Consider the following 25,561-nt stretch of genomic DNA (forward strand, 5'->3'; position numbering starts at 1 on the left):
CACACAGCACCGGAGCCAACCTAAATGCCCTCACGCCGTCCCCCCTTCTTCGCCAGCGCCCGTGGTCGCCTGCTGATCTTCAATCTGCTGGTGGTGGCGGTGACGTTAATGGTCAGCGGCGTGGCGGTGCTGGGCTTTCGCCATGCCAGTAACATTCAGGAGCAGGTGCAGCGCCAGACCCTGGACGACATGACCGGCAGCATGAATCTGGCCCGGGAAACCGCCAACGTGGCGACGGCGGCGGTGCGGCTGTCGCAGGTGGTGGGGGCGCTGGAGTATAAAGACGAAGCCAACCGGCTGAAACAGACCCAGACGGCGCTGGGCCGCGCGCTGGAGCAGCTTGCCGACGCACCGCTGGCGCAGCAGGAGCCGGCGCTGGTGGCGCGGATCATCCAGCGCAGCAAGGAGCTTCAGCAAAGCGTGACCGGCATGCTGGAGCGCGGGCAGCGACGCCACCTGGAGCGTAATGCGCTGCTCAGCTCCCTCTACCAGAGCCAGAGCTATCTCCGCCATCTGCAGGAGGTCAACCGCCGCGATGCCAGCAACCTGCCCGACGCCCGGCTGCTCAGCGAGATGGACCGGCTGATCGCCGCCGCCATCGAAACCCCCTCGCCGCGCGCCACTATTCAGCAGCTGGATACGGTGACGGCGATGTTACCCCGCCAGGCCACGCAGCCGGTGGTGAGCTTCGTCCTGCCCGATTTTAACGCCGAACTCAACAAGCTCGGCCCGCTCTCCGGGCAGCTGGAACAGAGCGATCTGTCGATCAGCTGGTATATGTTCCACATCAAGGCGCTGGTGGCGATCCTGAACAGCGATATCAACCGCTACGTGGAGCAGGTGGCGCAGGCCTCGCAGCTGCGTACCGCCGAGAGCCATCAGGAGCTGCGCTCCATCAGCATCTTTATCACCCTGTTTGCCGTGCTGGCGCTGATCATCACCGCTTTTGCCTGCTGGTATATCTACCGCAATCTGGGTACTAACCTGACCGCCATCTCCCGGGCGATGTCCCGACTGGCCCACGGCGAGCAGGATGTCTCGGTGCCTGCGCTGCAGCGTCGGGATGAGCTGGGGGAGCTGGCCCGGGCATTTAACGTCTTTGCCCGTAATACCGCCTCGCTGGAGCACACTACCCGGCTGCTGAAGGAGAAGACCTCGCAGATGGAGGTGGATCGCCTTGAACGCCAGGGGCTGGAGGAGGCGCTGCTGCACAGCCAGAAGATGAAGGCGGTCGGCCAGCTGACGGGCGGGCTGGCGCATGATTTCAATAACCTGCTGGCGGTGATCATCGGCAGCCTGGAGCTGGCCGATCCCCATTCGCCGGATGCCCCGCGCATCAGCCGCGCACTGAAGGCCGCCGAGCGCGGGGCGCTGTTGACCCAGCGCCTGCTGGCCTTCTCCCGCAAGCAGTCCCTGAACCCGCACGCGGTGGAGATGAAGCCCCTGCTGGAAAACCTCGCCGAGCTGATGCGCCACTCTCTGCCCACCACGGTGGCGCTGGATATCGAAGCGCAGACCCCGGCGTGGCCGGCGTGGATTGATGTTGGCCAACTGGAAAACGCCCTCATCAACCTGGTGATGAACGCCCGCGATGCGATGGAAGGGCAAAGCGGAACCATCAAAATCCGCACCTGGAACCAGCGCGTGACCCGCAGCGACGGGCGTAAGCAGGACATGGTGGCGCTGGAGGTGATCGACCACGGCGCCGGGATGTCGCAGGCGATCAAATCCCAGGTCTTTGAACCTTTCTTCACCACCAAACAGACCGGCAGCGGCAGCGGGCTGGGGCTGTCGATGGTCTACGGTTTCGTGCGCCAGTCCGGCGGACGGGTGGAGATAGAAAGTGCCCCCGGACAGGGCACTACCGTGCGGCTGCATCTGCCGCGCGCCACCTTACAGGCGGTCCCCTCCCCGGAAGCCGGTGCAACCTTGACTTCGCCGCCAGGCGACCGGCTGGTGCTGGTGCTGGACGATCAGACCGACGTCCGACAGACGCTGTGCGAGCAGCTCCATCAGCTGGGTTACCTGACCCTGGAGGCTGAAACCGGCGAGCAGGCGCTGGAGATGCTGAGTGCATCTGCGGATATTGAGATGTTTATCAGCGACTTAATGCTGCCCGGCAACCTGAGCGGCGCGGAAGTGATCCAGCATGTGCGCCAGCATTTCCCGCATCTCCCGGTACTGCTGATGAGCGGCCAGGATCTGCGCCCGGCGCACAACCCACAGCTGCCGGAAGTGGAGCTGTTGCGTAAGCCATTCACCCGCGGGCAGCTGGCGCAGGCGCTGCGTAAAATCGATACGAATGCGGAGAAAATTTGCCGCAGTGTTTAAGAATTAATCAATCGTTTCCGCGGTATCGGTGGTGCTAATCTGCGCAAAAATAAGCGGATTAGGATATAAAGGGAATTATGCCGGTACTGACGAGAGGGGACTCACATATGATCGTGATGCCTACAACCTATAGCCCGATGACAGTCGCGCGCGCCTTTAAACAGGTCGAAGAGTTTGAACTCTCAGGGCGACTGCTGCATGTTATCTACGATCCACAGACGCCTCGTGCGGCCATTATTGAAGCGGATATCGAAACCTTTGAAGGGGTACCGCGCCATCGTGTGGTGGCGGCGCTGGATTTACAGCGAAAACCCACCCTGGGGAAAGATATTGTTGCTGTTGAACGCTGCTGGGAAGATGCCAATATTATTCAGGTCGAGGGGATTTGTGTCGATCCCGCAGAGCGAGATAAAGGGCTGGCAACCCGGTTGTATGAGGCGTTAATCCTACGATGCGGTATCCCATTAATATGCGTTTTTGACCAATAGTAATAATGGGAGCAACTCTGCCTTCCAGAATTTGAGATTCCTCCGCTACTCGCTCTACCTGCCGTTTATTACCGTAAGGCCAGCTCACCCTGCGAGACTGGCTTTATGAAACGTACCTCTACCGCTCTGTTATTTGGTCTGCTCTCTTTAACCAGCCAGCTGGCGCATGCCGACATCGTTGACGATGCGATCGGCAATATTCAGCAGGCGATAAACGATGCCTACAACCCCAACAGCAATAATCGCAATTCCGACGACGATCGCTACGAAGATAGCCGTCGCAGCAGCGACAGCCGTCAGTATGACGATCGCCGCAGGCAGCTTGAGGACCGACGCCGCCAGCTGGATGACCGCCAGCGCCAGTTGGACGAAGACCGGCGTCGGCTGGAAGATGACGAGCGGCGGTTAGAGGATGATTACGATCGGCGCTGATGCCCGGCGGCGCTTCGCTTGCACAGGCCTACAAATGGCCGCGAACCGTAGGCCGGGTAAGGCGTAGCCGCCACCCGGCAGTAACGTGCGGCCTGATGCCCTCACCCCGGCCCTCTCCCACAGGGAGAGGGAGAAAATCGTTAATCCAGCACCAATACCATTCCGTCATACCCCGCCTCAAACCCCTCCGGCAGCGGGTTGTCCATCATCCACACGTCAAACTGATGGCTGATATGGGTCAGGATCACCTGCGGGCAGCCAATCACCTCATTAAGGGCGATCACCGTATTCAGATCGCAATGGTTGCGCGGCGTCTCCGTGCGCGGTTCGTGGCTGCAGTCAATCACCATCGCCTGCGGGTGGTTGTTGAGTAAAAACTTCACCGTTTTGTCCGGCAGCCCGGCGGTGTCCGACAGCCAGGCCACCCGGCTATGGGCGCTCTCCAGCAGATAGCCAAACGTCAGCTTCGAATGGTTGAGCGGCAGCGGCGTCACCCGCAGCCCCTGCAGTTCAAACACCACAAAGGGCTCCAGCGTGTGGTTAAAGTCGAGAATACCGGGATGCTTAAACAGATCGTCGCAGCCTGCTTCATCCGGAGGGCCGTATACCGGGATGGTCGCCCCCACGCCCCAGCGCAGCGGGAACAGCCCCTGGACATGATCCATATGGTAGTGGGTGAGTAAAAACTGCTGAAAACTGCCTGCGGGCCATTCGTCCATCAGGTGCGGGATCCCCGCGTCCAGCAGCGTCACCGCGTCGTTGAATTTGACCACCGCGCTACAGGGGCGACGGCGCCAGGCGTCCTGCAAACGCGCCCGGCGGCAGGCCGGACAGTCACAGCCAAAAGCGGGCACCAGCTGGGCGCCACCGGTTCCTGTTAACGTAATGGTCAGACTCATAGCGCCCCCTTACAGCGGTTTGGTGAAGCGAAAATGGCTCTGTGTGTACCCTTCCCGAAGATAAAAGCGGTGCGCGTCGAGGCGCTTTACGCTGGTGGAGAGTTCGGTCATCTCTGCCCCGGCCTCGCGCGCAAACCCCTCGGCCCAGGCTAACAGCTGGCTGCCCACCCTCAGCCCGCGCGCCTGCGGCATCACCACCAGCTCCTGGATTTCGCCGATCCAGTTGGCATGATGCAGATGAAACTGCATATGCAGGCCGATCATGCCGACAATGTGTCCATCCTGTTCGGCCAGCTGGTAACGCATATTGTGATCCAGCAGATTGGCCGCAAAACCGGCGTGAAAAGCCGATCGGTCCAGCTCGGCCTGCTTAAGTTCGCAAATCAGGCCGTATACCGCGTCAACGTCCTCCGCCGTGGCGGGACGCAACTCACACTCAGGCATGGTTTTTCTCCTTCTGGTGAATCAGTGAGAGGAAGCGCTCGACGGACTGGAGCAAGCTTCCGTCGTTATTCAGGACAGGACAGTGGGAAGGCGTATAGCGGGCGGCGCGCTCCAGCCGCTGGTCGATCTCACGGGCGTTCTCCCGGCCACGGCTTTGCAGTCGGCTCCGCAGGATCTCCGGCGATACCTGCAGGCAGATCGGCAGTAACGCTGCCGCATAGCGCGCCTGCGCCTGGGGCAGGTGGGCCCGCGAGCCGTTCACCACCACGTCGAACCCGGCGTGCAGCCAGAGGTCGATCTCCAGACCCACCCCATAATAATAGCCGTTAGCGTGCCAGCTCAGGGCAAACAGTTGCTGCCCGGCCCGGGTAAAAAACTCGGGCTCGCTGAGGGCAATGTGATTTTCATTCCCGGCAGTGGCGGGGCGGGTGATGTAGCGGTGCGCCACCAGCAGCTGCGGGTGGGTATGCTGGCGTAATGCCTCCAGCAGGCTGTCCTTTCCGGAGCCCGAAGGCCCCATTAACCAGATCACTCTTCCCATCAGAACACCCGTTTTCCCTGACGCCAGACGTGGTCGATATGAATATGCTCGCCTTTGCGGTGCGCCAGCACCAGGTCCGCCCGCTTGCCTTCGCCAATCACCCCGCGGTCGTGCAGGTTCAGCGCCTGCGCCGGGTTCTTCGTCACCAGACGGATCGCCTGCGGCAGGGTAAAAGCGTTGCCCTCGTCGTCGGCCACCCGGAATGCGGCATCCAGCAGGCTGGCCGGGTAATAATCGGACGAGAGAATATCCAGCAGCCCGAGCGACGCCAGCGAGCTGGCCGCTACGTTGCCGGAGTGCGATCCGCCGCGCACGATATTTGGGGCGCCCATCAGGACGTTCATGCCGTGCTGGCGGGAGGCTTCTGCCGCTTCAAAAGTGGTGGGAAACTCGGCGATCGTGCTGCCAAGCTGCCGGGATTCGAGGACATGATCGGCGGTGGCGTCGTCGTGGCTGGCGAGGGCGATATTGCGCTCCCGGCACAGGGCGGCAATGGCCTGGCGATTGGGCTGCGACCAGCGTGCCGCCAGGGCCAACTGCTCCTCTTCGTAGCGCGCCATCTGCTGGTCATTGAGGGAGTATTTGCCCTGATAATATTCACGGTACTTTTCAATATTGGCGAACTGACGCTGACCCGGGGAGTGATCCATCAGCGACACCAGAGTCACCGGCTCGCGGCCCGCCAGCTTCTCGAACAGCGGCAGGGTGGTGTGATGGGGCAGCTCGCAGCGCAGGTGCAGGCGGTGCTCGGCGCGGTTGAGGCCGCGCTTCTGCGTCTCCTCCACGGCGTTGATCATCTTCTCCAGATTCTCCAGCCGGTCGCCGCCGTCGCGCACGTCGCCGATCGCCACCGCGTCCAGCACGGTAGTAATGCCGCTGGCGACCATCATTCCGTCGTGGCTGCTCATCGCCGAATGGGCGGGCCAGTCCACCTTTGGCCGTGGAGTGAAGAACTTGTCCATGTTGTCGGTGTGTAGCTCGATAAGCCCTGGCAGCAGCCAGCCGCCTTCGCCGTCCATTGCCTCGGGTGAGCGACTCGGGGTTTCGGCAAAGGCGCGAATGACGCCATCCTGAACCTCGATGGAGCCGTTAACGACTTCGTTTTCCAGCACCAGTTTTACGTTGTTTACGATCATGCGGTGATCCCCATCGGGTGCAGACGATCCGCCACGCGATCCCGCACCGTGTCGTCGTGGAAGATCCCGACGATCGCTGCGCCACGCGCTTTGGCTTCTTCGATCAGTGCAATAACTGCCGCGCTGTTTTTCGCATCCAGCGAGGCGGTGGGTTCATCGAGCAGTAAAATCGGGTAATCGACGATAAAGCCCCGGGCGATGTTGACCCGCTGCTGCTCCCCGCCGGAGAAGGTGGAGGGAGCGAGATGCCACAGGCGCTCCGGCACGTTGAGGCGCGTCAGCAGGCTGGCGGCTTTGGTGGCGCAGATGTCGCGCGGCACGCCGAGATCCAGCAGGGGCTGCATCACCACCTCCAGCGCCGGCACGCGGGGGATGACGCGTAAAAACTGGCTGACCCAGCCGATGGTGGTGCGGCGCACATCCCGCACCTTGCGCGCCGGGGCCTGCACCAGATCCACCCATTCGTCACCGTGACGGACATAGATATGGCCTTCGTCCGGCAGGTAGTTGGCGTACAGGGAGCGCAGCAGGGTCGATTTGCCGCTGCCGGAGTGGCCGTGCAGCACCACGCATTCGCCGTTGTTGACCTCAAGGGAGGCATTTTGCAGCACCGGCAGGCGCACGCCGTTTTGCTGGTGGAGCACAAAGGTTTTACTGACGTTTTCGACGCGGATCATGTTGGCCTCTTAATTCTGCAATACCGACGACACCAGCAGCTGGGTGTACGGATGGTGCGGATCGTCGAGCACCCGGTCGGTCAGCCCACTTTCCACCACCTCGCCGCTCTTCATCACCAGCAGACGGTCCGCCAGCAGGCGGGCGACGCCCAGATCGTGGGTGACAATCACCACCGCCAGGTTCAGCTCCACCACCAGACCGCGGAGCAAGTCCAGCAGCCGCGCCTGCACCGACACATCCAGCCCGCCGGTGGGTTCGTCCATAAACACCAGCTTCGGATGGGTGACCAGGTTGCGGGCGATCTGTAAACGCTGCTGCATCCCGCCCGAGAACGTGGTCGGCAGGTCGTCGATGCGCGAAGCCGGAATTTCCACATCGATCAGCCATTTCTTGGCGGTGGCGCGGATCTCGCCGTAATGCCGCGCGCCGGTAGCCATCAGCCGTTCGCCGATGTTGCCCCCCGCCGAGACCTGGCGGCGCAGGCCGTCCATCGGGTGCTGATGCACTACGCCCCACTCGGTGCGCAGCAGGCGGCGGCGTTCGGCCTCGCTCATGCCATACAGGGAGTGATCTTCATATAATATTTCACCGTTCTGCGGGGCCAGACGGGCGGAGATCGCCTTCAGCAGGGTGGTTTTGCCGGAGCCGGACTCGCCGACAATCCCCAGCACTTCCCCCGGCCAGAGGTCGAACGACACGTCGCTGAAGCCTTTGCCCGGCGCATAGAGGTGGGTCAGGTTATTGACCGAAAGCAGCGGTTTCATTGGCTGTTGGCCTCGCTCTGTTGGCGGCAAAAATCGGTGTCGGAGCAGACAAACATCCGCTTGCCGGTGTCATCCAGCACCACTTCATCGAGATAGCTGTGTTGCGATCCGCAGATGGCGCACGGCTCGTCCCACTCCTGGACGGTGAACGGGTGGTCGTCGAAGTCGAGACTCTCGACCCGGGTGTACGGCGGCACGGCGTAGATGCGCTTCTCGCGCCCGGCGCCGAACAGCTGCAGGGCGGGCATCATGTCCATCTTCGGGTTATCGAATTTCGGGATCGGCGACGGGTCCATCACGTAGCGGCCGTTGACCTTCACCGGGTAGGCGTAGGTGGTGGCGATATGGCCGAAGCGGGCGATGTCCTCGTACAGCTTCACCTGCATCACGCCGTACTCTTCCAGGGCGTGCATGGTGCGGGTTTCGGTTTCCCGCGGCTCGATAAAGCGCAGCGGCTCCGGGATCGGCACCTGAAAAATCAAAATCTGATCTTCAGTGAGCGGGGTTTCCGGAATGCGGTGGCGGGTCTGGATCAGCGTGGCGTCTTCGGTGCGCTCGGTGGTGTTGACCCCGGTGACGCGCTGGAAGAACTGGCGGATCGACACGGCGTTGGTGGTGTCGTCGGCCCCCTGGTCGATGACCTTCAGGACGTCCGCTTCGCCAATCACGCTGGCGGTGATCTGGATCCCGCCAGTGCCCCAGCCGTAGGGCATCGGCATCTCCCGGCCGCCGAACGGCACCTGATAGCCGGGGATAGCCACCGCTTTGAGGATGGCGCGGCGGATCATGCGTTTGGTCTGCTCATCCAGATAAGCAAAGTTATAGCCGCTGAGGTTAGCCATTATCGCGCTCCTGTTGCAGACGTTTCAGCAGTTCCAGTTCGGCCTGGAAATCGACGTAGTGCGGCAGCTTGAGGTGCGAGACAAACCCGGCGGCCTCCACGTTATCCGCGTGGGCCAGCACGAACTCCTCGTCCTGCGCCGGGCCTGCGAGGTTTTCGTCGTAGTCCGGGGCCTGTAGCGCCCGGTCGACCAGCGCCATCGCCATCGCCTTGCGCTCGCCCATGCCGAACACCAGCCCGTAGCCGCGGGTGAAGTGCGGGGCGTCGTTATCCGGGGTAACAAAGCCGTTAACCATTTCGCACTCGGTTATCAGCAGTTCGCCGACGTTCACCGCGAAACCCAGCTCTTCCGGCACTATTTCAATATCAACGTGGCCGCTGCGGATCTCTCCGGCAAAGGGGTGGTTGCGCCCGTAGCCGCGCTGGGTGGAGTAGGCCAGCGCCAGCAGGTAGCCCTCGTCGCCGCGCATCAGCTGCTGCAGGCGCGAGGCGCGGGAGCAGGGATAAACCGGCGGGGTGCGGGTGATGTCGTCCGGCTCGCTGCCGTTATCCTCTTCCGCTTTCGCCAGCCCCTGGTTGGCCAGCAGGCTAAAGACGTGCGGAGCCGCATCCTGCGGGGCATCTGATGTTTTCAGAGGCGGAGTTTCGCCGTTCGCCAGCAGGGTGAAATCGAGCAGGCGGTGGGTGTAGTCGTAGGTCGGGCCGAGTAGCTGCCCGCCGGGGATATCTTTATATACCGCCGAAATGCGGCGCTCGAGGCGCATCTCCGCGGTGTTGATCGGCTCGCTCACCGCCAGCTTCGCCAGGGTGGTGCGGTAGGCGCGCAGCAGGAAAATGGCCTCGACGTTATCGCCGCTGGCCTGCTTCAGCGCCAGCGCCGCCAGCTCGCGGTCGGCAATGCCGCCTTCGGTCATCACCCGGTCCACGGCGAGGTTCAGCTGCTGTTCGATCTGGGCGACGCTCAGCTCGGGGAGCTGCTCATCGCCCCGGCGTCTGTGCTCCTGCAGGGCGTGGGCGGCGGCGATCGCCTTCTCGCCCCCTTTGACGGCAACGTACATCAGCACACCTCCACATGGGTGGTCCGCGGGATCGCCAGCAGGCGTTCGCCGCAGGTCAGGAGCAGGTCGATGCCCAACGGGAACGGGTGCGGGCGCTCGGTCAGCTCATGAATAATGCACTCCGGCAGCTGCGGGGCGACCATGCGTTCCTCGGCAATCCCGGCCCCGGTCAGGCGCAGCATGCGTCCGCCACTCAGGCTCGGTACCTGCAAAATCAGGGTGGCGCTGGTCTCCGGTGCCACGGCGCTGCCTTCGCTCAGGGCGTTCAGCTGCTGGTGGCTGATCTGCTCGTCGGCGACGGCGAACACCGCCAGCTGGGGCTGATCCACCAGCGGGGCGCTGGTATGAAAACGCAGGTTGCTGCTGACGATATCGTTGCCGACGGCGCCCGACAGCCAGACCGGGGTGTCGTTATCGGCCAGAGTCAGCAGCACGCTGGTGGTGGCGAGGTTCAGCGGCTGCCAGCCGTGTTTCAACTGATGCAGGGAGACGATCACCCCCGGTTCGCTCATCGCTTTCAGCAGACGGCGAAAACTGTGTTGGGCATCCTGCACGGCAAGGGTAAAAGCGGGTTGAAGGGTCATGCGTTGTCTCCGCGAACGAGCGTAAAGAAGTCGACCCGGCTGGTGTTGATTTCGGCCTGACGGGCGGCAAGGCGTGCGGCACGGTCGGCTTCCAGCGGGGCAATGAGGGTTTCCATTAAGGTCTGAAAGTGCGGCGCTTCCTGCAGCAGGGCATCGATCACCGCGCACTGTTCGGCATGGGTTTTATTGCGCCCGAGCAGGTAGCTGTAGCCGAGCGTGCCGCTGGCCAGGCGCACCACGGCGCGGGTCAGGGTGGCATCCCCGGCAAAGTAGCGTGCCCCGGTGCCGCCCATCCGCGCCTGGATCTGCACCAGCCCGGTTTCCGGGGTGCGAATGCGCTCATAAGCGGGCGTCAGGCTCAGCGCCGACATCCGCGCGGCAAGCGCTGCCGGCTGGCTGTGGGCCAGCACGGCCATCCAGTGCTGGCGGGTGGAGGTATCGAAATGCATTCAGTGCTCCATGGTGAATTCAATCATGTCGGCGCGGGTCAGGCTGACGGAGTACTCCGTCGCGTTGATCTCGCCGTCACGGTGGTTGAGGGTGCGCACGCAGAGCAGGGGCGCCATGTTGGGGATTTCCAGCACCTTGCTCTCTTTAGCCTGCGCGCGGCGGGCGCTGATACGGGTCTGGGTGCGCTTGAGCGCAATCCCGGTGGCCTCGAACAGGAAGTCGTGCAGCGAGCCGCTGGCGAAGTTTTGCAGCACTGGCCAGAGGGCCAGGTCAGCGAAGTAGTGGTCGATCTGACACACCGCCACGCCGTTGACCCGGCGCAGGGTACGCAGATGGACGAGGTTATCGCCCTCCGAAATCCCCAGCGCGTCGGCGACGTGGCTGGAGGCCGGACGCAGCACCGAGAGCAGTTTTTCGCTGGTGGGGTGGCTGCCCTGATCCAGCAGGTTCTGGCTGAAACGCGCCTGGGCGTTGAGCGGGTAGTCGAACGGGCGCATCAGGACCAGCACGCCAACCCCCTGGCGGCGCTGGACCCAGCCGCGCTCGACAAGCTGGTCAATGGCGCGGCGCAGGGTGTGGCGGTTCACTTCATAGCGGTCGGCGAGCTGTTGCTCGGCGGGCAGGTAGTCCCCGCAGCGGTAGTGGGTGCGCAGCTCCACTTCGAGCTTCGCGGCAATCTCTTGCCAGCGGGTGGGGTAACTGGTCGGATGTCTGGATAAGTGCATACAAATCAAAGCCTCGCTTCTCAGATGAAGTGCTTCCGCAAACGTTGAGAGAGGAAGTCCAGCAGGCTGACCGTCACGATGATGAGTACCATCAGGGCGCAGGTTTGCTGGAACTGGAAACCGCGAATCGCTTCCCACAGGGTGACGCCAATCCCGCCCGCGCCGACCATACCGACGACGGTCGCGGAGCGGACGTTGGATTCAAAGCGGTACAGGGAGTAGGAGATGAGCAGCGGCATCACCTGGGGCAGGACACCGTAGAGGATCTCTTCCAGCTTGTTGGCCCCGGTAGCGCGAATGCCTTCCACCGGGCCGGGCTCGATGGCTTCCACCGCTTCCGAGAGGAGCTTGGAGAGCACCCCGGTAGTGTGGATGAACAGCGCCATTACCCCGGCGAACGGCCCGAGACCGACGGCCACCACGAACAGCATCGCAAAGACCATTTCGTTGATGGCGCGGCAGGCGTCCATCAGGCGGCGCACCGGCTGGTAGATCCACCAGGGCACGATGTTGTCGGCGCTCATCAGGCCAAACGGAATCGAGAGCACCACGGCGAGGGCGGTGCCCCAGACGGCGATTTGCAGGGTGATGGCCATTTCACCGAGGTAGTCCTGCCACTGGCTGAAATCCGGCGGGAAGAAGTCGGCGGCGAAGGTCGCCATGTTGCCGGAATCCTGAATCAGCGTGAGCGGCGCCATTTCCGCGCCCTTCCAGGAGACAACGAGCACCGCCAGCAGGACGGCCCAGCCGATCAGCGAGAACCAGCTGCGTTTGGGCGGTGGGAGAGTGATGGTTTGCATGATAACTCCGTTGGTTTATGTCCCCTCACCCTAACCCTCTCCCCTTTGGGGAGAGGGCCGGGGTGAGGGGTGTGTGTGGGTTTTACTGCACCGCTTTATTCACGCTGCTCATCGCACCCAGCGCGGCGGTCAGGCGGTCGAGATCGTCCAGCTGCGCCTTAATCTCAGACATCTTGCTGCTCTTCTCTTCCTCCTTCAGACCCTTGTTCTCCTTCACGCCCTGGATCTGTTTGAACAGCGCCAGCTGGCGAATCGGTACCAGTTGCAGGTCGCTGGAGGCGCGGAACGGCGCCCAGCCCAGACGTTCCAGCACGCTCTTCTCTTCCGTGGTTTTGCCGTAGTTCATAAAGAAGTCGTACACCTTGTCCTTGGTGCTCTCGGAGAGGTTTTTACGCCACACAATCGGGTCGCCCGGGATCAGCGGCGACTTCCAGATCACCTTCAGTTCTTTCAGCTTGTCCGGGGCGGAAGTCTTCAGCTTGTCGAGGTTCTCGGTGTTGTTGGTGGCCACATCTACCTGCTTGTTGGCGACGGCGAGGGCGTTGGTTTCATGCCCGGCGTTGACCGTGCGTTTGAATTCGTTGGTGGAGACGTTGTTTTTAGCGAAGACGTAATAGCCCGGGACCAGGAAGCCCGAGGTGGAGTTCGGGTCGCCGTTGCCAAAGGTCAGCTCTTTACGTTTGGCGAGCATGTCGTTGAGGTTGTTGATCGGACTGTCTTTGTTGACGATCAGCACGCTCCAGTAACCCGGGGAGCCGTCGGCGGCCACCGTCTGGGCGAAGACCTGGCCGTTAGCGCGGTCCACCGCTTCCATCGCCGAGAGGTTGCCGTACCAGGCGATATCGACTTTGTTAAAGCGCATCCCCTGGATGATGCCCGCGTAGTCCGGGGCGAAGAAGGCGTTCACTTTGATCCCCAGTTTGCTCTCCATGTCTTTCAGGAAGGGTTCCCACTGCGGCTTCAGGTTCTGCTGTGATTCCGTCGAAATGATGCCAAAGTTCAGCGCTTTTTCCTGCTCCTGGGCGTATGCCGGGCTTAACAGAGTGCTGATGCTGAACATGCTGGTAAAGGCCAGCGCGGCAACGGCTTTGTAGCTCATGGACTTTCCTCGGATCGGTTTAGTTATGCAGCCTGCGCGTTCTCTTCGACGCGATTGATGCTGCGGTAGAGATGGTCGAAACGGTCGTTATCAAACTGATGGCTGGCACCATCAAAGAACACATGCCCCTGACGCAGGGCGACGATGCGCTCGCAGTAGCGCAGGGCGTAATCCACCTGATGCAGCGTCACCACGATGGTGATGCCGTCCTTCTGGTTAATGTCGCGCAGGGTTTCCATCACGATGCGGGCCGATTCCGGGTCCAGCGAGGCAATCGGCTCATCGGCGAGAATGATTTTGGCTTTCTGCATCAGCGCCCGGGCAATCGCCACGCGCTGCTGCTGTCCACCGGACAGGGTGGAGACACGCTGGTGGGCGAAATGGGCCATCCCGACGCGGGTCAGGGCCTGTAGCGCTTCCTGCTTCTGCTCAGGTGCGAACCAGCGCAGGCAGGTGCGCCAGAACGGGGTGCTGCCGAGCGCGCCAATCAGCACGTTCTCCAGCACCGTCAGACGGTTCACCAGGTTGAACTGCTGGAAGATGTAGCCGGTCTGCGCGCGGCTTTTGCGGATATCACTCGCCAGACGGCCCGCGCGCTGCACGGTGTTGCCCAGCAGCTCTACGTGGCTTTCAGAGGTTTTATCGCAGGTGATAAGGCCGCTTAAGTGGCGCAGAAGGGTGGATTTACCTGAACCGGAGGGCCCCAGCAGCGCTACCATTTCGCCCTGCTGGACGGTCAGATCAACGGCATGCAGGGCCTTGTTGTGATGGAAGGTCTTGCTCAGTTTCTCGACGCGGATGACAGTTTGCATGGGTGAGGCCTCGATTCAAATGTGGCCTCATGCTGGCGGATCAATGTGACATTTAGGTTAAGTGTTGGTTGCGGGAGTTTGAAGAGTTGACGTGAAAGCGATGACAGGCGGGCGCGGGGGCCCGCCGTCGGGATCATTGCTGTTTAACGACGTTGATCATCCAAGGAACGCCGTATTTATCGGTTACTTTGCCGAAGCCGTGGGCCCAGAAGGTCTCCTGCCAGGCCATGTCGATGGTGCCGCCCGCGGCCAGGTTATCGAACCAGCGCTTGCCTTCCGCCACGTCCTGGGTGTCGAGTACCAGCGTAAAGCCAGCGTAGGTGGCTTCTGTGCCGAACGTGCCGTCGCTCATCATGATATCGCTGCCGGCGATGCGCACGTTGGAGTGGGCGATGGCGGAATCCGGATACGACATGCCGGACGGACAGCCTTCATCGCTGTTATCGTCTTTAGGCATTTCGCCGAAGGTGATTTTATAGAGGAGTTCTGCGCCGACGGCCTGCTGATAGAAGGCGGTGGCCTCTGCGCAGTTACCGGGGAACGAGATGTAGGGACTTAATGGCATAATCATTACCTCAGGTAAAGAGAAGCTCAGTAAGTGTAGTTCGGTATTTGTAGGCCGGATAAGCGCAGCGCATCCGGCAAAAGCGCCCGGCGGCGCTTCGCTTGCCGGGCCTACAAAAAAGCATCAGTTCTTTTTCACGAACTCGGATTTGAGCTTCATCGGGCCGAAACCGTCAATTTTGCAGTCGATGTTGTGGTCGCCTTCAACCAGGCGGATGCCTTTGACTTTGGTGCCAATCTTCAGCATCGACGAGCTGCCTTTCACTTTCAGATCTTTAATAACGGTAACGTTATCGCCATCGGCCAGCAGGTTGCCGTTAGCATCTTTCACGATCAGCTCATCGCTCTCTTGCGCAGGTTCTGCGTTGTTCCATTCGTGAGCGCATTCAGGGCAAACGAACATCCCGTTATCTTCGTAGGTATATTCAGAGCTGCATTTTGGACAGTGTGGCAGTGACATGGGGTGTTCTCCTCAAAATAGTGCGAACCGGCGGCAATCAGGCCCGCCAAAAATCGACAGGTTGTCGAAAAAGGCGGCAAGTATAACGCATGTCCTTACTGTTGTCGGTGACATTATTTTTCGCTTTTAGCAAAAAAAAGTCTTTTCAATGACATTCTCTGTCAGTGATCCAGGCGATGCTGGAGGTCAGACGCGGGAAAGAAACGCGCCTGTTTAAAAGCGAGAATATTTTATTGCGGCAAATTGATACGCCGTGTCATTTCAGATAAGGTGAAGACACTAATGATATTTCACTTACTTGCTTTAATAGCCATCTCTGGTCTGCAAGGGATGATTTACCCCTCATTTTTGGTGGGTAACTGATGGTGATTTTCCCTGATTTTTTTAAAATTTGAGCTACGCTCTTAATCTTTCGGTTTCCCTGACCGAAGGAGCGTGCTCCGCTGCTTACGCGCTGAAAGAATATATTTTTACTGTCATCAGTGAATTATATTGCGTCGAACATATTTACAACACGTAATCATATAAGCCGATCTTTCATTCTTAAAAACAATTCGGTTATATAAAATTTGTGTTAGGGAAGGCTTTTTACTATGCACACACAGACCATATTTGAATTAAGCCAGGAAGCTGAAAGGCTGCTGCAGCTCTCATTGCAAAATCTTGAGGCGTTAAGCGCCATGCCTGCCGCGATGCTGGATAGCGCCACGTCGGCCATTACCGGCGAACCCAGCAATGTATTACCGCTGCATTTTAGTGCCCGCGGCTTAGAGGCGCAGCAGTCGATGCTGAATAATGAGCTGCGTAAAATTACCCGCCTGGAGATGGTGCTGGCGATCGTGGGTACCATGAAGGCCGGGAAGTCCACCACCATTAACGCCATCGTGGGCACCGAAGTGTTACCCAACCGCAACCGCCCGATGACCGCGTTGCCGACGCTTATCCGTCATACGCCCGGTCAGAAAGAGCCGGTGCTGCATTTTTCTCACGTTGCGCCCATCGATACATTAATAAAGCAAATGCAAAAGAAGCTCGCCAATTACGATCGGGGCAAGCTGGCGCAGCAGCTGGAAATTGACAAAGATATGAATGCGCTACTCGGGCGCATTGAAACCGGCGAGGCATTTGAAAAACATTATTTAGGTGCGCAGCCAATATTTAACTGTTTAAAAAACCTGAATGATTTGGTGCGGCTTTCTCAGGCGCTGGGCACCGATTTCCCCTTCCCGGCCTATGCCGCGATCGAGAATATCCCGGTTATCGAGGTGGAGTTTGTCCATCTGGCCGGGCTGGATGCGCATCTGGGGCAATTAACCCTGCTGGATACCCCCGGGCCGAACGAGGCCGGACAGCCACATCTGCAAAAAATGCTCACCGAGCAGCTTGCCCGCGCCTCGGCGGTGCTGGCGGTGATGGACTATACCCAACTGAAGTCGATCTCCGATGCCGAAGTGCGGCTGGCCATTTCTGCCGTCGGCAAATCGGTGCCGCTGTACGCCCTGGTCAATAAGTTCGATCAGAAAGACCGCAACAGCGATGATGAAGAGCAGGTGCGGGCGATGATCTCCGGCACCCTGATGAAGGGCCATATCTCTCCGGGCCAGATCTTCCCGGTCTCCTCGATGTGGGGATACCTGGCGAACCGGGCGCGTCACGAACTGGCGATGCACGGTAAGTTGCCCGATCACCAGGAGCAGCGCTGGGTGCAGGACTTCGCCGAAGCCGCGCTGGGCCGCCGCTGGCGCACCGCCGATCTGGATGATATTGAACACCTTCGCCACTCCGCCGATCTGCTGTGGGAGGACTCCCTGTTTGAGCAGCCGATCCGCAAGCTGATCTATGCCGCCTACGCTAATGCCTCGCTGTACGCGTTACGCTCCGCGTCGCATAAGCTGCTGAACTACGCCCAGAACGCCCGCGAGTACCTGGATTTCCGCTATCAGGGGCTGACGGTGGCCTTCGACGAGTTGCAGAACAATATTACCCGTCTGGAAGATGACATGGCGCTGCTGCACTCCCGTCAGGCGTCGGTGAGCGATGAGGTCCGGCACGAAGTGAGCCAGGCGCTGAGTGCCTCAAACCTGTTTCTTTCCGCCCAGCAGAGCGAAATCAAACTCGCCATCGCCCATGTCTTCAATCCTGACAATATGCTCGATCTGGCGGGGTTTGATCCGCATAAGCAGCGGGCTGATACCGCAGCGACGCCCGGTCAGCTGGTGCTGGAGGATGAAGGCCAGGCGCAGATCCTGTTAAGCAAAATCCGCTCCTCCTGCGAGCTGATCATGCTGGATGCACAGGCAAAAATCGGTCGTGAGCTGGCGCTGCGTTTCGATCAGCTGGAGTCGACGCTGGCGCGGGCGCTGAATGACGCCATGCGCCCGATTGAAACGCGCATTAAAGAGGAGTTGAGCCATGCCGGTTTCCGGGCGCGGATCAGTTTCCCGGCGTTTCAGGCCAGCCAGCTTAATTTCAATACTCAGGGGCTGTTCAACGACGCTATCGCCCAGGAGAGTGAGCCTGCCGGTCAGTCTCAGGGGGCTGGCAGCGCGCTGCGCGAGACGGTCTCCCGCTGGCTGAACAATCCGGACTGGGGCTGGGAAGACTATGTCATGACGCGGACGCGGTATGTTATCGACGTGTCACAGCTTCATGAGAAACTTAAACACCATATTGATCACTTTTGTGAACAAATCCGTAAAGCTTTGGCCGCCCAGGTCGATGTCTCTGTTACAGCAGGCATGGCGACATTCTTTGCGGAATTCTCTTTATGCCTTGCAGGGTTACAGGAAAGCTTGCGTGATAGCCTCGCGGTGCGCCAGCAGAATGAGCATGCCACACGCGCGCTCAGCCAGCTGCTGCAGCAATGTATTACCACTGCGACGTGGATTCAGGAAGATACCCGACTGTTACGCGATGACATTCAAACGCTATTCGCGGCAGAGCAACCATGACAAAACAATTACTGGACGGTCCCGGGCGGACGCTGGAATGTATTCATCCTAAATTTATGGTCGACCTGGTGCAGGGGGCTGACGCGCAGCGTCACACCTCTGTGGGGTCGCAACAGCAGCACTTTCGTGAACGTTTAACTCAGGAGATCATGGCGCAGGCTCAGCTTCGCCAGTGGGCGATGGGAGGAATGTTCAGCGAAAATGCTGTGCTGCGGCTCGGGCTGGCAGAGAAGCTGGCGGGCATGGTTGATCCCGGCCATCTGGCGCTGACCCGCATGACCCAGACCCTCACCACGCTGCGCCAGCAGGCTAATCTGCGTAATCAACCGCCCATTGGCGCGGTACATCAGTACGAAGTTCTCTCCGCGCATTTCCACCAACGCGCGCAGTTTAAAGAGAAAGCGTTAACCCAGCGCGGGTTAACGGTGCAGGCTGGCGTTCATAGCGAACAGATTTTTACCCGCTGGCGGGCCGGGCATTATGACGGTTGGTCGCTGGCCGGGCGCGGCTATGTAGTGCTGGAGGAGCTGCGCTGGGGGGCGTTCGGTGACGCCTGTCGGCTGGCGAATGCGGATGTCAGCGCCATGCTGAAAGATAATTTGTGCAGCATGGTGGCTAACTATCTGGCGCAGGGGATCAATGCGTCGCCTGCGACCCGCCATTTTTATCATCAGTGGCTGACCACGCCCAGTACGCCGGGGATTATCGACCATAAAGATATGCTTGGCTGGCTGGGGGACTGGTGTGATGCCGACCGGCATCCGGTGTGCTGGTCAGTGACGCAGAGCTGGCAGAATGTGGCGCTGGGAATGCCGAGACTGTGTTCGGCGGCAAGGCTGGCAAAAGCGATGGTGGAAGAGGTGTTTGGGGAGTAAGGTTTTGGTCGGTTGGCTCACTCTCCATTGAGGGAGAGGGCTGAGGAATCCGCACCGGACGGATCCCCTCTCCTCTTTGGGGAGAGGGTTAGGGTGAGGGGGAACATGCGACTCAGGTGGTGGTTCCGTTCACCTCAGGTTCTGCGCTTCTCTGTTAGCTGCGTCACCCGTGAACGTGCGAAGGGGGCTCGCCGCCGCCCCCTTCACAATCCCGGCTCCCGGCAAAGAAAATCGCCGCTTCGCGGTGCCTTCGGCTTTCTCCCTTCGGCTATCGGGTCGGGCGTGATCCTACATCCCTGTAGGTCACGCCCTCTCGGCGCATCCCTGCGCCTCGCCCCGGCCTGCGGTCAACGCCTCAGCGATTTCCAGCCGGACCAGGGTGCCGCTGTAAGCCTTTCATTTTTTGTTATTACTATAGTGCTTTAATTGCAAAAACCTCCCCGAAGGGAGGTCTACTTATTAATTAATGATGCAGTGATTCAACCGGGCTCTGTTCCGGCGTTTTGGCCGGGATGTTGCCATAACGTCTGGCATACAGTGCGGTAATAATCGGAACCAGAATCGCCGTCACGATGACGCTTGCTGCAACCAGCGCGGTGGCGGAAGCGGCAACCGGTTCGAACGCCGGGTTTATCTGGGCGATAATCATCGGGTTCGCTACCGCAGCCCCTGCAGCAGATGACGCTGCAACCCCCGCAGTACCATTCCCTCCACCGATAACACGGTCGGCAATAATCAGCGGAATACCGGTGATAATGATAACCGCCACACCCAGCACGATACCCAGCAGGCCGGTATCCAGAATCACGTTCAGGTTGATGGTGTTACCCAGCGCGAAGCCGAAGAACGGGATCAGAACCGGGGTCGCTTTGCTGAAGAAGTCACGCAGGTCGTGGTCGAGGTTGCCGAGAGCAAAACCGATCAGGAACGGCAGGACGGCGCCGACAAAGTGGTGCGGTTCAAAGGAGGCCAGACCGGCAGAGCCGAGGATCAGCATGGTGACCAGTGGGCCAGATTCCAGAGACATCAGTACGAAGGCGCCGGACTCTTCTTTGGTGCCGTACTGATTCATCAGGCTGGCGTACAGGCCGCCGTTGGTCATGTCCATCGCAGAGACAATCGCCAGCACGGAGAGGCCCGCGAAGAAGCCAGTCTGAATGCCATTTTCCGGGATAAACATGGCGCAAATCATCGCTACCACCCAGGCTACGGCAATTTTGGTAATCACCAGCGTACCGGATTTACGTAATACAGTGCCCGTTGCCCGTAAATTAATGGAGGCGCCGATACAGAAGAACCAGACCGCCAGAATCGGAACTGTCCCGGTAATCATGCCTTTGGTGAATCCACCAAAATAGGCTCCGGTATCAGGCGCTAAGGTATTTAAAATTGCACCCAGTACCAGCGGAACCAGCATCATCCCTCCGGGGATGCGTTCAATCGTGGCTTTAATCTTCATCATTAACCCTCACACCTCATCACGCATCGCCAGCGGACAAGTGATATTTAATAATCTAATGAATTCAACGGATTGTGACTTCACGGCGCCAGGCAATTCGTTGTTCATACAGCAGATATAACCAGTTTGGTTTTTTAAGCCTTCACGTGAAGGCCACCCCACTCGTTTTGACAGGCTTATGATGCGATCGTTGGAATGATGATTCAATGAAAATAAAACAGTGTTTTAGTTATCTTCATCACATATTTTAAGGAAAGACGATTTTCGCCCCTTGATTATTAAAATGGCTGTGAACGCATTGTAAAAAAATGTCGTTATTTTTTCATTTCACAGCAAATAATAACGTCTGAAAGAGTATTTCCAGAGGCGGGTATTAGAAATAACGCAATACGGCTAATTTACACTTTTGACACTTCTGGTAAAAACCTTAAAAATATATGTGAAGTTGATCACAAATATAAACGCTGGTAGGGTAATGGCTCCATAAACAGCCCAGACAGGCGTCAACAGGTTCGGTTGTACCGCTCCGAAAGGTCAGTGTAAGTAAACCTGCTACGCTTGAGAAAGGAGAATGCGCATGAGGCGCTTCCCGGGTTCCATAGAGCGCACTTTTCAGGCGCTGTGGTGAGGACTGGGCTTAGTCAACGAGGATAGCCATGCTGAAAAGGAAAAAAGTTAAACCGATCACCCTGCGCGACGTCACCATTATTGACGACGGAAAACTGCGCAAAGCGATCACCGCCGCCTCGCTCGGTAATGCGATGGAATGGTTCGATTTCGGTGTGTATGGCTTCGTGGCCTACGCGCTGGGTAAAGTCTTCTTCCCTGGTGCCGATCCCAGCGTGCAGATGATTGCCGCGCTCGGGACATTCTCTGTTCCCTTCCTTATACGCCCGTTAGGGGGTCTGTTCTTTGGGATGCTGGGGGATAAGTACGGTCGCCAGAAAATCCTCGCTATCACGATAGTGATTATGTCGGTCAGTACGTTCTGTATCGGCCTGATCCCGTCGTATGCGAGCATAGGCATCTGGGCACCCATCCTGCTGCTGCTGTGTAAGATGGCTCAGGGCTTCTCAGTTGGGGGTGAGTATACCGGGGCATCTATTTTTGTTGCCGAATACTCTCCGGACCGTAAGCGCGGCTTTATGGGCAGCTGGCTCGACTTTGGTTCCATCGCCGGATTCGTGCTGGGTGCGGGCGTAGTGGTGTTGCTCTCTACCGTCGTGGGCGAAGAGAACTTCCTCGCCTGGGGCTGGCGTATTCCGTTCTTCCTGGCGCTGCCGCTGGGGCTTATTGGCCTCTATCTGCGTCACGCGTTAGAAGAGACCCCGGCGTTCCAGCAGCACGTTGAAAAGCTGGAGCAGGGCGATCGTGAAGGTCTGCAGGATGGACCGAAGGTCTCGTTCAAAGAGATCGCCACGCGCCACTGGCGTAGCCTGCTGACCTGTATTGGTCTGGTGATCTCCACCAACGTGACCTATTACATGCTGCTGACCTACATGCCGAGCTACCTGTCGCATAACCTGCATTACTCAGAAGATCACGGCGTGCTGATCATCATCGCCATTATGGTGGGGATGCTGTTTGTGCAGCCGATCATGGGCCTGCTGAGCGACCGCTTCGGACGTCGTCCGTTCATTATCTTCGGCAGCGTCGCGCTGTTTGTGCTGGCTATCCCGGCCTTCATCATGATTAACAGTGATGTCATCGGCCTGATATTTGCCGGTCTGCTGATGCTGGCGGTGATCCTCAACTGCTTTATTGGCGTGATGGCTTCGACCCTGCCGGCGATGTTCCCGACGCACATCCGTTACAGCGCGCTGGCGGCGGCCTTTAACATCTCGGTACTGATCGCCGGTCTGACGCCGACGCTGGCAGCCTCGCTGGTGGAGAGCACGCAGAACCTGATGATGCCTGCCTACTATCTGATGGTGATTGCGGTCATCGGCCTGATTACCGGCATTTACATGAAGGAGACGGCGAACCTGCCGCTGAAAGGGGCGACACCTGCTGCCTCTGACCTTCAGGAAGCCAAAGAGATCCTGCGTGAGCACCACGACAACATTGAGCAGAAGATAGAAGATATCGATGCTGAAATTGCGACGCTACAAGAGAAGCGTACCCGTCTGGTCGATCAACACCCCCGCATTAATGAGTAAATAAAAAACCCGGCGCTAGCCGGGTTTTTTTTCATACCCAAATGGAATACAACGAAAGTTTATTGGCGGTTTTATTGAATAGTGCTTACGCTGTATATAAGCGGATGTCTCTATAAAATCGACGCTTTCTTCTCTGTGAGGGGTATGTATGCTGAGCTTCACACCAATCTAGATTTCCACGCACACATAGCCTGAAATGCTGATTCTTTTCGGCGGTTTACCTTTTCCCGAAACGGCATTTTAACTTTTGTAATATATCCACAGGTGCAACGAGCACAGCAAAAATAATACCGAAGATAAATTATAAGTAGGGCTGGACATGCTGAGAAATTCGCAAAAGATCACCCATGGAAGTTACTCGGTATTCATTAAATTAATTGATTTCTTTTCAATTAATTTAATTTTAATACTCAGTGGTTGGGTATTGAAAATGGAATCTTTCGATACTGTAATTTTGATCAGCTTACTGTACTCCACTGCCTTTTTACTGTTTGGTGAATACACGCAGTGCTATCTCTATCGTCCTAAAAACAACAATTTGCGTAACCAAAGACGCCTGTTTTTGACCGCTTTTTTAGCCATCCTTTTTATCGGCCTGGTGCGTCTGCTGGTCGCGAAATTATTCGCCTTAGGCTACGTCAGCTTTATCGACGTGCGTAATATTCCTGCTATGCCGCTCTGGTACGCCTCGCCGATCCCTTTTCTCTACGTCGTCCGTCTGATTATTTTTAAGCTGTCGGCGAAAAAGAAAATAAGGGTGGCCATTATCGGCATTACCGATAACGGCCTGGCGGCTGAACGGGCGCTGCGCCTGGAGTACTCTGACGTTCAACTGGACCTCGCCTTCTACGATGAGCGTGGCCCTGAGCGGCTTGGCGAGCTGGCCACCAAAATCACCAGCCCCTATAACGGGCCGGTGATCAAGCTGGTTGAAGAGGCCAATGCCGGCCGGGTCGACGAAATCTATATTGCCCTGCCGATGGTGGCGCTGGATCGCATCCGCCATTTTCTGGCGATGATGTCCGATACCACGGTGGATACTTATATTGTGCCGGACTTTTACGCTTACAGCACCAATACCTCTCAGATCCGTTCCATCCACAACCTGCAGACCATCGGCATTTTCACCTCCCCGCTGGACGGGGTGGGGGCGTTTATTAAACGCGCAGAAGATCTGGTGCTGGGCAGCGTGATTATGGTAATGATTGTGCTGTTAATGATCGTAATTGCCATCGGCATCAAACTCACTTCACGTGGGCCTGTTTTCTTCAAACAGGATCGCTATGGCCTGAGCGGGCAGAAGATTAAAGTCTGGAAGTTCCGGACGATGAAAGTGATGGAAAATACCGACAAGGTGGTTCAGGCGACACGAGACGATCCTCGGGTCACCCGCTTTGGCGCATTCTTACGTCGGACATCTCTGGATGAACTGCCGCAGTTCATTAATGTAATACAGGGGAATATGTCTATTGTCGGGCCACGGCCGCACGCTGTGGCGCACAACGAGCTTTACCGTAAGCAAGTCGAAAACTACATGATTCGCCATAAAGTAAAGCCTGGGATCACAGGTTTAGCGCAAATTAATGGCTATCGTGGCGAAATTGATGCGCTATACAAAATGGAAAAGCGAGTCCAGTACGACATTGAATATATTCAGAACTGGTCCTTTTGGTTAGATATAAAAATCATCATTAAAACCATTTTTAAGGGATTTGTCGGTAAGAATGCATACTAAAATTATTATTATCGCTGGGATGATAGCGTCTCCGGTTGCCGTGGCAGAATTAACGCCAAAATCACACATCGGTTGGGCGGGCATCGATTTTCAAAGCAACGTCGGTGTGGATTACGGGCATAACGATAACGTGACCTACCAGCATCACGATAGCGACGCTAAAGGCTCCGACTTCCAGGGGCTCAAGCCCGTGATAACGCTGAACGGGGAGCGCGGGCAGGATAAATACCTGCTGATGTACTCCGGGGATTACCGCCACTACTCCAGCGATTCTACGGACGATTATGACGATCACCTCTTCCGCTTCAAAGGTGACTGGCGTTTTGGTCTGATGCATGGCCTGACCCTGAATCTTGAAGATTCACTCGGTCATGAGGCGCGCGGGCGCGGGGTGACGGAAGGATTTCTGCCTGAACAGTTCCGGCAATTTGGCGTTAGGTCACCGTTAACCACCAATCTGTTCAACAGCGAGCTACGCTATAGTTATGGTGCGCCGGACGGACGGGGAAGGGCAGACCTGGCGTTGATGCACCGCAAGTGGACCTTTGGCAATACCGGTCAGGTTGAAAGCCAGGATAAGGACTTCGCACAATATATCGACGAGCAGGAGTGGGACGAAAATACGCTGATTGCAGAAATTTTCGATCAGTACACATCTAAGACGCGTTTTCGCTATAGTTTTATTACCAACCAGTTTCGTTATGGCCATGCGTCGGAAAAAGACAGTAATGAATATTATTTGCGTTACGGCATTCAGTCGCAGGTAACGGGCAAAACAAACGTCGATGCGAACGTGTCGTGGCTCTATAAAACCTTTGAAAATAACCCCGGGTCGAAGGATTTCAACGGGATTAACTGGGATATTCTCGGTGAATGGCGGCCTCTTCAGCAGTCAATTTTTACGTTAAGAACATCCCAAAGTATTAAGGACCCTTCCGAAGCGGGAGGATATAATTTAGTTACGGAATACGGCATTTCTTACAAACACCTATGGATGAACGACCGTTTAACGACGTTGCTTGATTACGCATACATCACCGAAGACTACAAAGATCAGGACAAGGATCGTCACGACAAGAATGGCGTGTTTTCATTTATTGTCGGTTATGACCTCACACCATCGATTAACGTTGGTGTGGAATATCATCTTGATACGCTTAAGTCTAATAAAGATACAGATACGTTTACCATCGGCCCCAACGATGACCGCGTAGTGACTGAAACGTTGGGCTATGATCAATCTTTGATTATGCTTACAGCTAAGGTTCAGATTTAA

Annotated in this window: 24 protein-coding genes and 1 pseudogene; 8 read left to right on the forward strand and 17 right to left on the reverse strand. The window is 57.8% G+C overall.

The window, feature by feature from the left end:
* The first annotated feature begins 24 nt into the window (after positions 1 to 24).
* The 3 genes and pseudogenes from G7090_RS01460 (at position 25) to yjdP (ending at position 3,251) form a co-directional block, all read left to right on the forward strand.
* Positions 25 to 2,331: a hybrid sensor histidine kinase/response regulator gene (locus G7090_RS01460; RefSeq protein ID WP_166181325.1), complete on the forward strand. Its 2,307-nt coding sequence runs from the start codon at positions 25 to 27 to the stop codon at positions 2,329 to 2,331.
* A 107-nt stretch (positions 2,332 to 2,438) separates the two neighbouring features.
* Positions 2,439 to 2,816 (forward strand): annotated as a pseudogene (locus tag G7090_RS01465) (GNAT family N-acetyltransferase); the annotation flags it as partial.
* Between the two features lie 108 nt (positions 2,817 to 2,924).
* On the forward strand, positions 2,925 to 3,251 hold the full coding sequence (gene yjdP / locus G7090_RS01470) for a DDRRRQL repeat protein YjdP (RefSeq protein WP_166181326.1): 327 nt from the start codon (positions 2,925 to 2,927) through the stop codon (positions 3,249 to 3,251).
* Positions 3,252 to 3,391: 140 nt separating this feature from the next.
* On the opposite strand, the gene phnP is transcribed toward yjdP, so the two are convergent.
* The 16 genes from phnP to G7090_RS01550 form a co-directional block, all read right to left on the reverse strand.
* On the reverse strand, positions 3,392 to 4,150 hold the full coding sequence (gene phnP, locus G7090_RS01475; RefSeq protein ID WP_166181327.1) for a phosphonate metabolism protein PhnP: 759 nt from the start codon (positions 4,148 to 4,150) through the stop codon (positions 3,392 to 3,394).
* A 9-nt stretch (positions 4,151 to 4,159) separates the two neighbouring features.
* Positions 4,160 to 4,594, reverse strand: a complete 435-nt coding sequence (gene phnO, locus G7090_RS01480) for an aminoalkylphosphonate N-acetyltransferase (RefSeq protein ID WP_166181328.1) — start codon at positions 4,592 to 4,594, stop codon at positions 4,160 to 4,162.
* Positions 4,587 to 5,138 carry a ribose 1,5-bisphosphokinase gene (gene phnN, locus G7090_RS01485; RefSeq protein ID WP_166185051.1) on the reverse strand — a complete coding sequence of 184 codons (552 nt, stop codon included), beginning with the start codon at positions 5,136 to 5,138 and terminating at the stop codon, positions 4,587 to 4,589. The genes phnO and phnN overlap by 8 nt, the downstream gene beginning before the upstream one ends.
* Positions 5,135 to 6,271, reverse strand: a complete 1,137-nt coding sequence (gene phnM / locus G7090_RS01490) for an alpha-D-ribose 1-methylphosphonate 5-triphosphate diphosphatase (protein ID WP_166181329.1) — start codon at positions 6,269 to 6,271, stop codon at positions 5,135 to 5,137. The genes phnN and phnM overlap by 4 nt, the downstream gene beginning before the upstream one ends.
* Positions 6,268 to 6,948, reverse strand: coding sequence for a phosphonate C-P lyase system protein PhnL (phnL, locus tag G7090_RS01495; protein ID WP_166181330.1), 681 nt, complete (start codon positions 6,946 to 6,948; stop codon positions 6,268 to 6,270). The genes phnM and phnL overlap by 4 nt, the downstream gene beginning before the upstream one ends.
* Positions 6,949 to 6,957: 9 nt before the next feature.
* Positions 6,958 to 7,713, reverse strand: a complete 756-nt coding sequence (gene phnK / locus G7090_RS01500) for a phosphonate C-P lyase system protein PhnK (protein WP_166181331.1) — start codon at positions 7,711 to 7,713, stop codon at positions 6,958 to 6,960.
* A complete protein-coding gene (gene phnJ, locus G7090_RS01505) occupies positions 7,710 to 8,555 on the reverse strand; it encodes an alpha-D-ribose 1-methylphosphonate 5-phosphate C-P-lyase PhnJ (RefSeq protein ID WP_166181332.1) in 846 nt (281 codons plus the stop codon). The genes phnK and phnJ overlap by 4 nt, the downstream gene beginning before the upstream one ends.
* A complete protein-coding gene (locus G7090_RS01510) occupies positions 8,548 to 9,612 on the reverse strand; it encodes a carbon-phosphorus lyase complex subunit PhnI (protein WP_166181333.1) in 1,065 nt (354 codons plus the stop codon). Before G7090_RS01510 ends, phnJ begins: the two co-directional genes overlap by 8 nt.
* Positions 9,612 to 10,196 (reverse strand): phosphonate C-P lyase system protein PhnH, encoded by a 585-nt coding sequence (gene phnH / locus G7090_RS01515; RefSeq protein ID WP_166181334.1) that lies wholly within the window; start codon positions 10,194 to 10,196, stop codon positions 9,612 to 9,614. Before phnH ends, G7090_RS01510 begins: the two co-directional genes overlap by 1 nt.
* A complete protein-coding gene (gene phnG / locus G7090_RS01520) occupies positions 10,193 to 10,645 on the reverse strand; it encodes a phosphonate C-P lyase system protein PhnG (protein WP_166181335.1) in 453 nt (150 codons plus the stop codon). Before phnG ends, phnH begins: the two co-directional genes overlap by 4 nt.
* On the reverse strand, positions 10,646 to 11,371 hold the full coding sequence (gene phnF, locus G7090_RS01525; protein WP_166181336.1) for a phosphonate metabolism transcriptional regulator PhnF: 726 nt from the start codon (positions 11,369 to 11,371) through the stop codon (positions 10,646 to 10,648). It abuts the gene before it with no gap.
* 20 nt (positions 11,372 to 11,391) lie between these two features.
* On the reverse strand, positions 11,392 to 12,171 hold the full coding sequence (gene phnE / locus G7090_RS01530; protein WP_166181337.1) for a phosphonate ABC transporter, permease protein PhnE: 780 nt from the start codon (positions 12,169 to 12,171) through the stop codon (positions 11,392 to 11,394).
* Between the two features lie 82 nt (positions 12,172 to 12,253).
* Entirely contained in the window at positions 12,254 to 13,270 is a 1,017-nt protein-coding gene (gene phnD, locus G7090_RS01535) for a phosphonate ABC transporter substrate-binding protein (protein ID WP_166181338.1), read from the reverse strand.
* A 23-nt stretch (positions 13,271 to 13,293) separates the two neighbouring features.
* Positions 13,294 to 14,082 (reverse strand): phosphonate ABC transporter ATP-binding protein, encoded by a 789-nt coding sequence (phnC, locus tag G7090_RS01540; RefSeq protein WP_166181339.1) that lies wholly within the window; start codon positions 14,080 to 14,082, stop codon positions 13,294 to 13,296.
* A gap of 133 nt (positions 14,083 to 14,215) precedes the next feature.
* Positions 14,216 to 14,647, reverse strand: coding sequence for a VOC family metalloprotein YjdN (yjdN, locus tag G7090_RS01545; RefSeq protein ID WP_166181340.1), 432 nt, complete (start codon positions 14,645 to 14,647; stop codon positions 14,216 to 14,218).
* A 123-nt stretch (positions 14,648 to 14,770) separates the two neighbouring features.
* On the reverse strand, positions 14,771 to 15,106 hold the full coding sequence (locus G7090_RS01550; RefSeq protein WP_166181341.1) for a zinc ribbon domain-containing protein YjdM: 336 nt from the start codon (positions 15,104 to 15,106) through the stop codon (positions 14,771 to 14,773).
* Between the two features lie 593 nt (positions 15,107 to 15,699).
* Between G7090_RS01550 and crfC the strand changes: the two genes are divergently transcribed.
* Both crfC and G7090_RS01560 read left to right on the forward strand, forming a co-directional pair.
* Positions 15,700 to 18,057, forward strand: a complete 2,358-nt coding sequence (crfC, locus tag G7090_RS01555; protein ID WP_166181342.1) for a clamp-binding protein CrfC — start codon at positions 15,700 to 15,702, stop codon at positions 18,055 to 18,057.
* Positions 18,054 to 18,932, forward strand: coding sequence for a diguanylate cyclase regulator RdcB family protein (locus G7090_RS01560; protein WP_166181343.1), 879 nt, complete (start codon positions 18,054 to 18,056; stop codon positions 18,930 to 18,932). Before crfC ends, G7090_RS01560 begins: the two co-directional genes overlap by 4 nt.
* A gap of 463 nt (positions 18,933 to 19,395) precedes the next feature.
* Here the strand turns inward: G7090_RS01560 and kdgT are convergent, their stop codons facing one another.
* Positions 19,396 to 20,391: a 2-keto-3-deoxygluconate transporter gene (gene kdgT, locus G7090_RS01565; protein WP_106994126.1), complete on the reverse strand. Its 996-nt coding sequence runs from the start codon at positions 20,389 to 20,391 to the stop codon at positions 19,396 to 19,398.
* 656 nt (positions 20,392 to 21,047) lie between these two features.
* Here kdgT and proP point away from each other — a divergent pair.
* From proP to G7090_RS01580, 3 genes are all read left to right on the forward strand, one after another.
* Complete coding sequence (gene proP / locus G7090_RS01570) at positions 21,048 to 22,550, forward strand: glycine betaine/L-proline transporter ProP (RefSeq protein ID WP_166181344.1); 1,503 nt, start codon at positions 21,048 to 21,050, stop codon at positions 22,548 to 22,550.
* Between the two features lie 319 nt (positions 22,551 to 22,869).
* Positions 22,870 to 24,285, forward strand: coding sequence for an undecaprenyl-phosphate glucose phosphotransferase (locus tag G7090_RS01575; protein WP_166181345.1), 1,416 nt, complete (start codon positions 22,870 to 22,872; stop codon positions 24,283 to 24,285).
* Positions 24,275 to 25,561: an outer membrane beta-barrel protein gene (locus G7090_RS01580; RefSeq protein ID WP_166181346.1), complete on the forward strand. Its 1,287-nt coding sequence runs from the start codon at positions 24,275 to 24,277 to the stop codon at positions 25,559 to 25,561. The genes G7090_RS01575 and G7090_RS01580 overlap by 11 nt, the downstream gene beginning before the upstream one ends.

The sequence above is a fragment of the Leclercia sp. 29361 genome (assembly GCF_011290365.1).
Classification (GTDB): Bacteria; Pseudomonadota; Gammaproteobacteria; order Enterobacterales; family Enterobacteriaceae; genus Enterobacter; species Enterobacter tamurae.

Coding starts and splice junctions, on each gene's coding strand:
- proP (WP_166181344.1), top strand. CDS start 21,048: ATGCTGAAAAGGAAAAAAGTTAAACCGATCACCCTGCGCGACGTCACC.
- phnL (WP_166181330.1), bottom strand. CDS start 6,948: ATGATCCGCGTCGAAAACGTCAGTAAAACCTTTGTGCTCCACCAGCAA.
- phnC (WP_166181339.1), bottom strand. CDS start 14,082: ATGCAAACTGTCATCCGCGTCGAGAAACTGAGCAAGACCTTCCATCAC.
- G7090_RS01510 (WP_166181333.1), bottom strand. CDS start 9,612: ATGTACGTTGCCGTCAAAGGGGGCGAGAAGGCGATCGCCGCCGCCCAC.
- phnK (WP_166181331.1), bottom strand. CDS start 7,713: ATGAAACCGCTGCTTTCGGTCAATAACCTGACCCACCTCTATGCGCCG.
- yjdP (WP_166181326.1), top strand. CDS start 2,925: ATGAAACGTACCTCTACCGCTCTGTTATTTGGTCTGCTCTCTTTAACC.
- phnP (WP_166181327.1), bottom strand. CDS start 4,150: ATGAGTCTGACCATTACGTTAACAGGAACCGGTGGCGCCCAGCTGGTG.
- kdgT (WP_106994126.1), bottom strand. CDS start 20,391: ATGAAGATTAAAGCCACGATTGAACGCATCCCCGGAGGGATGATGCTG.
- G7090_RS01460 (WP_166181325.1), top strand. CDS start 25: ATGCCCTCACGCCGTCCCCCCTTCTTCGCCAGCGCCCGTGGTCGCCTG.
- phnH (WP_166181334.1), bottom strand. CDS start 10,196: ATGACCCTTCAACCCGCTTTTACCCTTGCCGTGCAGGATGCCCAACAC.
- phnE (WP_166181337.1), bottom strand. CDS start 12,171: ATGCAAACCATCACTCTCCCACCGCCCAAACGCAGCTGGTTCTCGCTG.
- G7090_RS01575 (WP_166181345.1), top strand. CDS start 22,870: ATGCTGAGAAATTCGCAAAAGATCACCCATGGAAGTTACTCGGTATTC.
- phnJ (WP_166181332.1), bottom strand. CDS start 8,555: ATGGCTAACCTCAGCGGCTATAACTTTGCTTATCTGGATGAGCAGACC.
- G7090_RS01580 (WP_166181346.1), top strand. CDS start 24,275: ATGCATACTAAAATTATTATTATCGCTGGGATGATAGCGTCTCCGGTT.
- phnD (WP_166181338.1), bottom strand. CDS start 13,270: ATGAGCTACAAAGCCGTTGCCGCGCTGGCCTTTACCAGCATGTTCAGC.
- phnF (WP_166181336.1), bottom strand. CDS start 11,371: ATGCACTTATCCAGACATCCGACCAGTTACCCCACCCGCTGGCAAGAG.
- yjdN (WP_166181340.1), bottom strand. CDS start 14,647: ATGCCATTAAGTCCCTACATCTCGTTCCCCGGTAACTGCGCAGAGGCC.
- G7090_RS01550 (WP_166181341.1), bottom strand. CDS start 15,106: ATGTCACTGCCACACTGTCCAAAATGCAGCTCTGAATATACCTACGAA.
- crfC (WP_166181342.1), top strand. CDS start 15,700: ATGCACACACAGACCATATTTGAATTAAGCCAGGAAGCTGAAAGGCTG.
- G7090_RS01560 (WP_166181343.1), top strand. CDS start 18,054: ATGACAAAACAATTACTGGACGGTCCCGGGCGGACGCTGGAATGTATT.
- phnO (WP_166181328.1), bottom strand. CDS start 4,594: ATGCCTGAGTGTGAGTTGCGTCCCGCCACGGCGGAGGACGTTGACGCG.
- phnG (WP_166181335.1), bottom strand. CDS start 10,645: ATGCATTTCGATACCTCCACCCGCCAGCACTGGATGGCCGTGCTGGCC.
- phnM (WP_166181329.1), bottom strand. CDS start 6,271: ATGATCGTAAACAACGTAAAACTGGTGCTGGAAAACGAAGTCGTTAAC.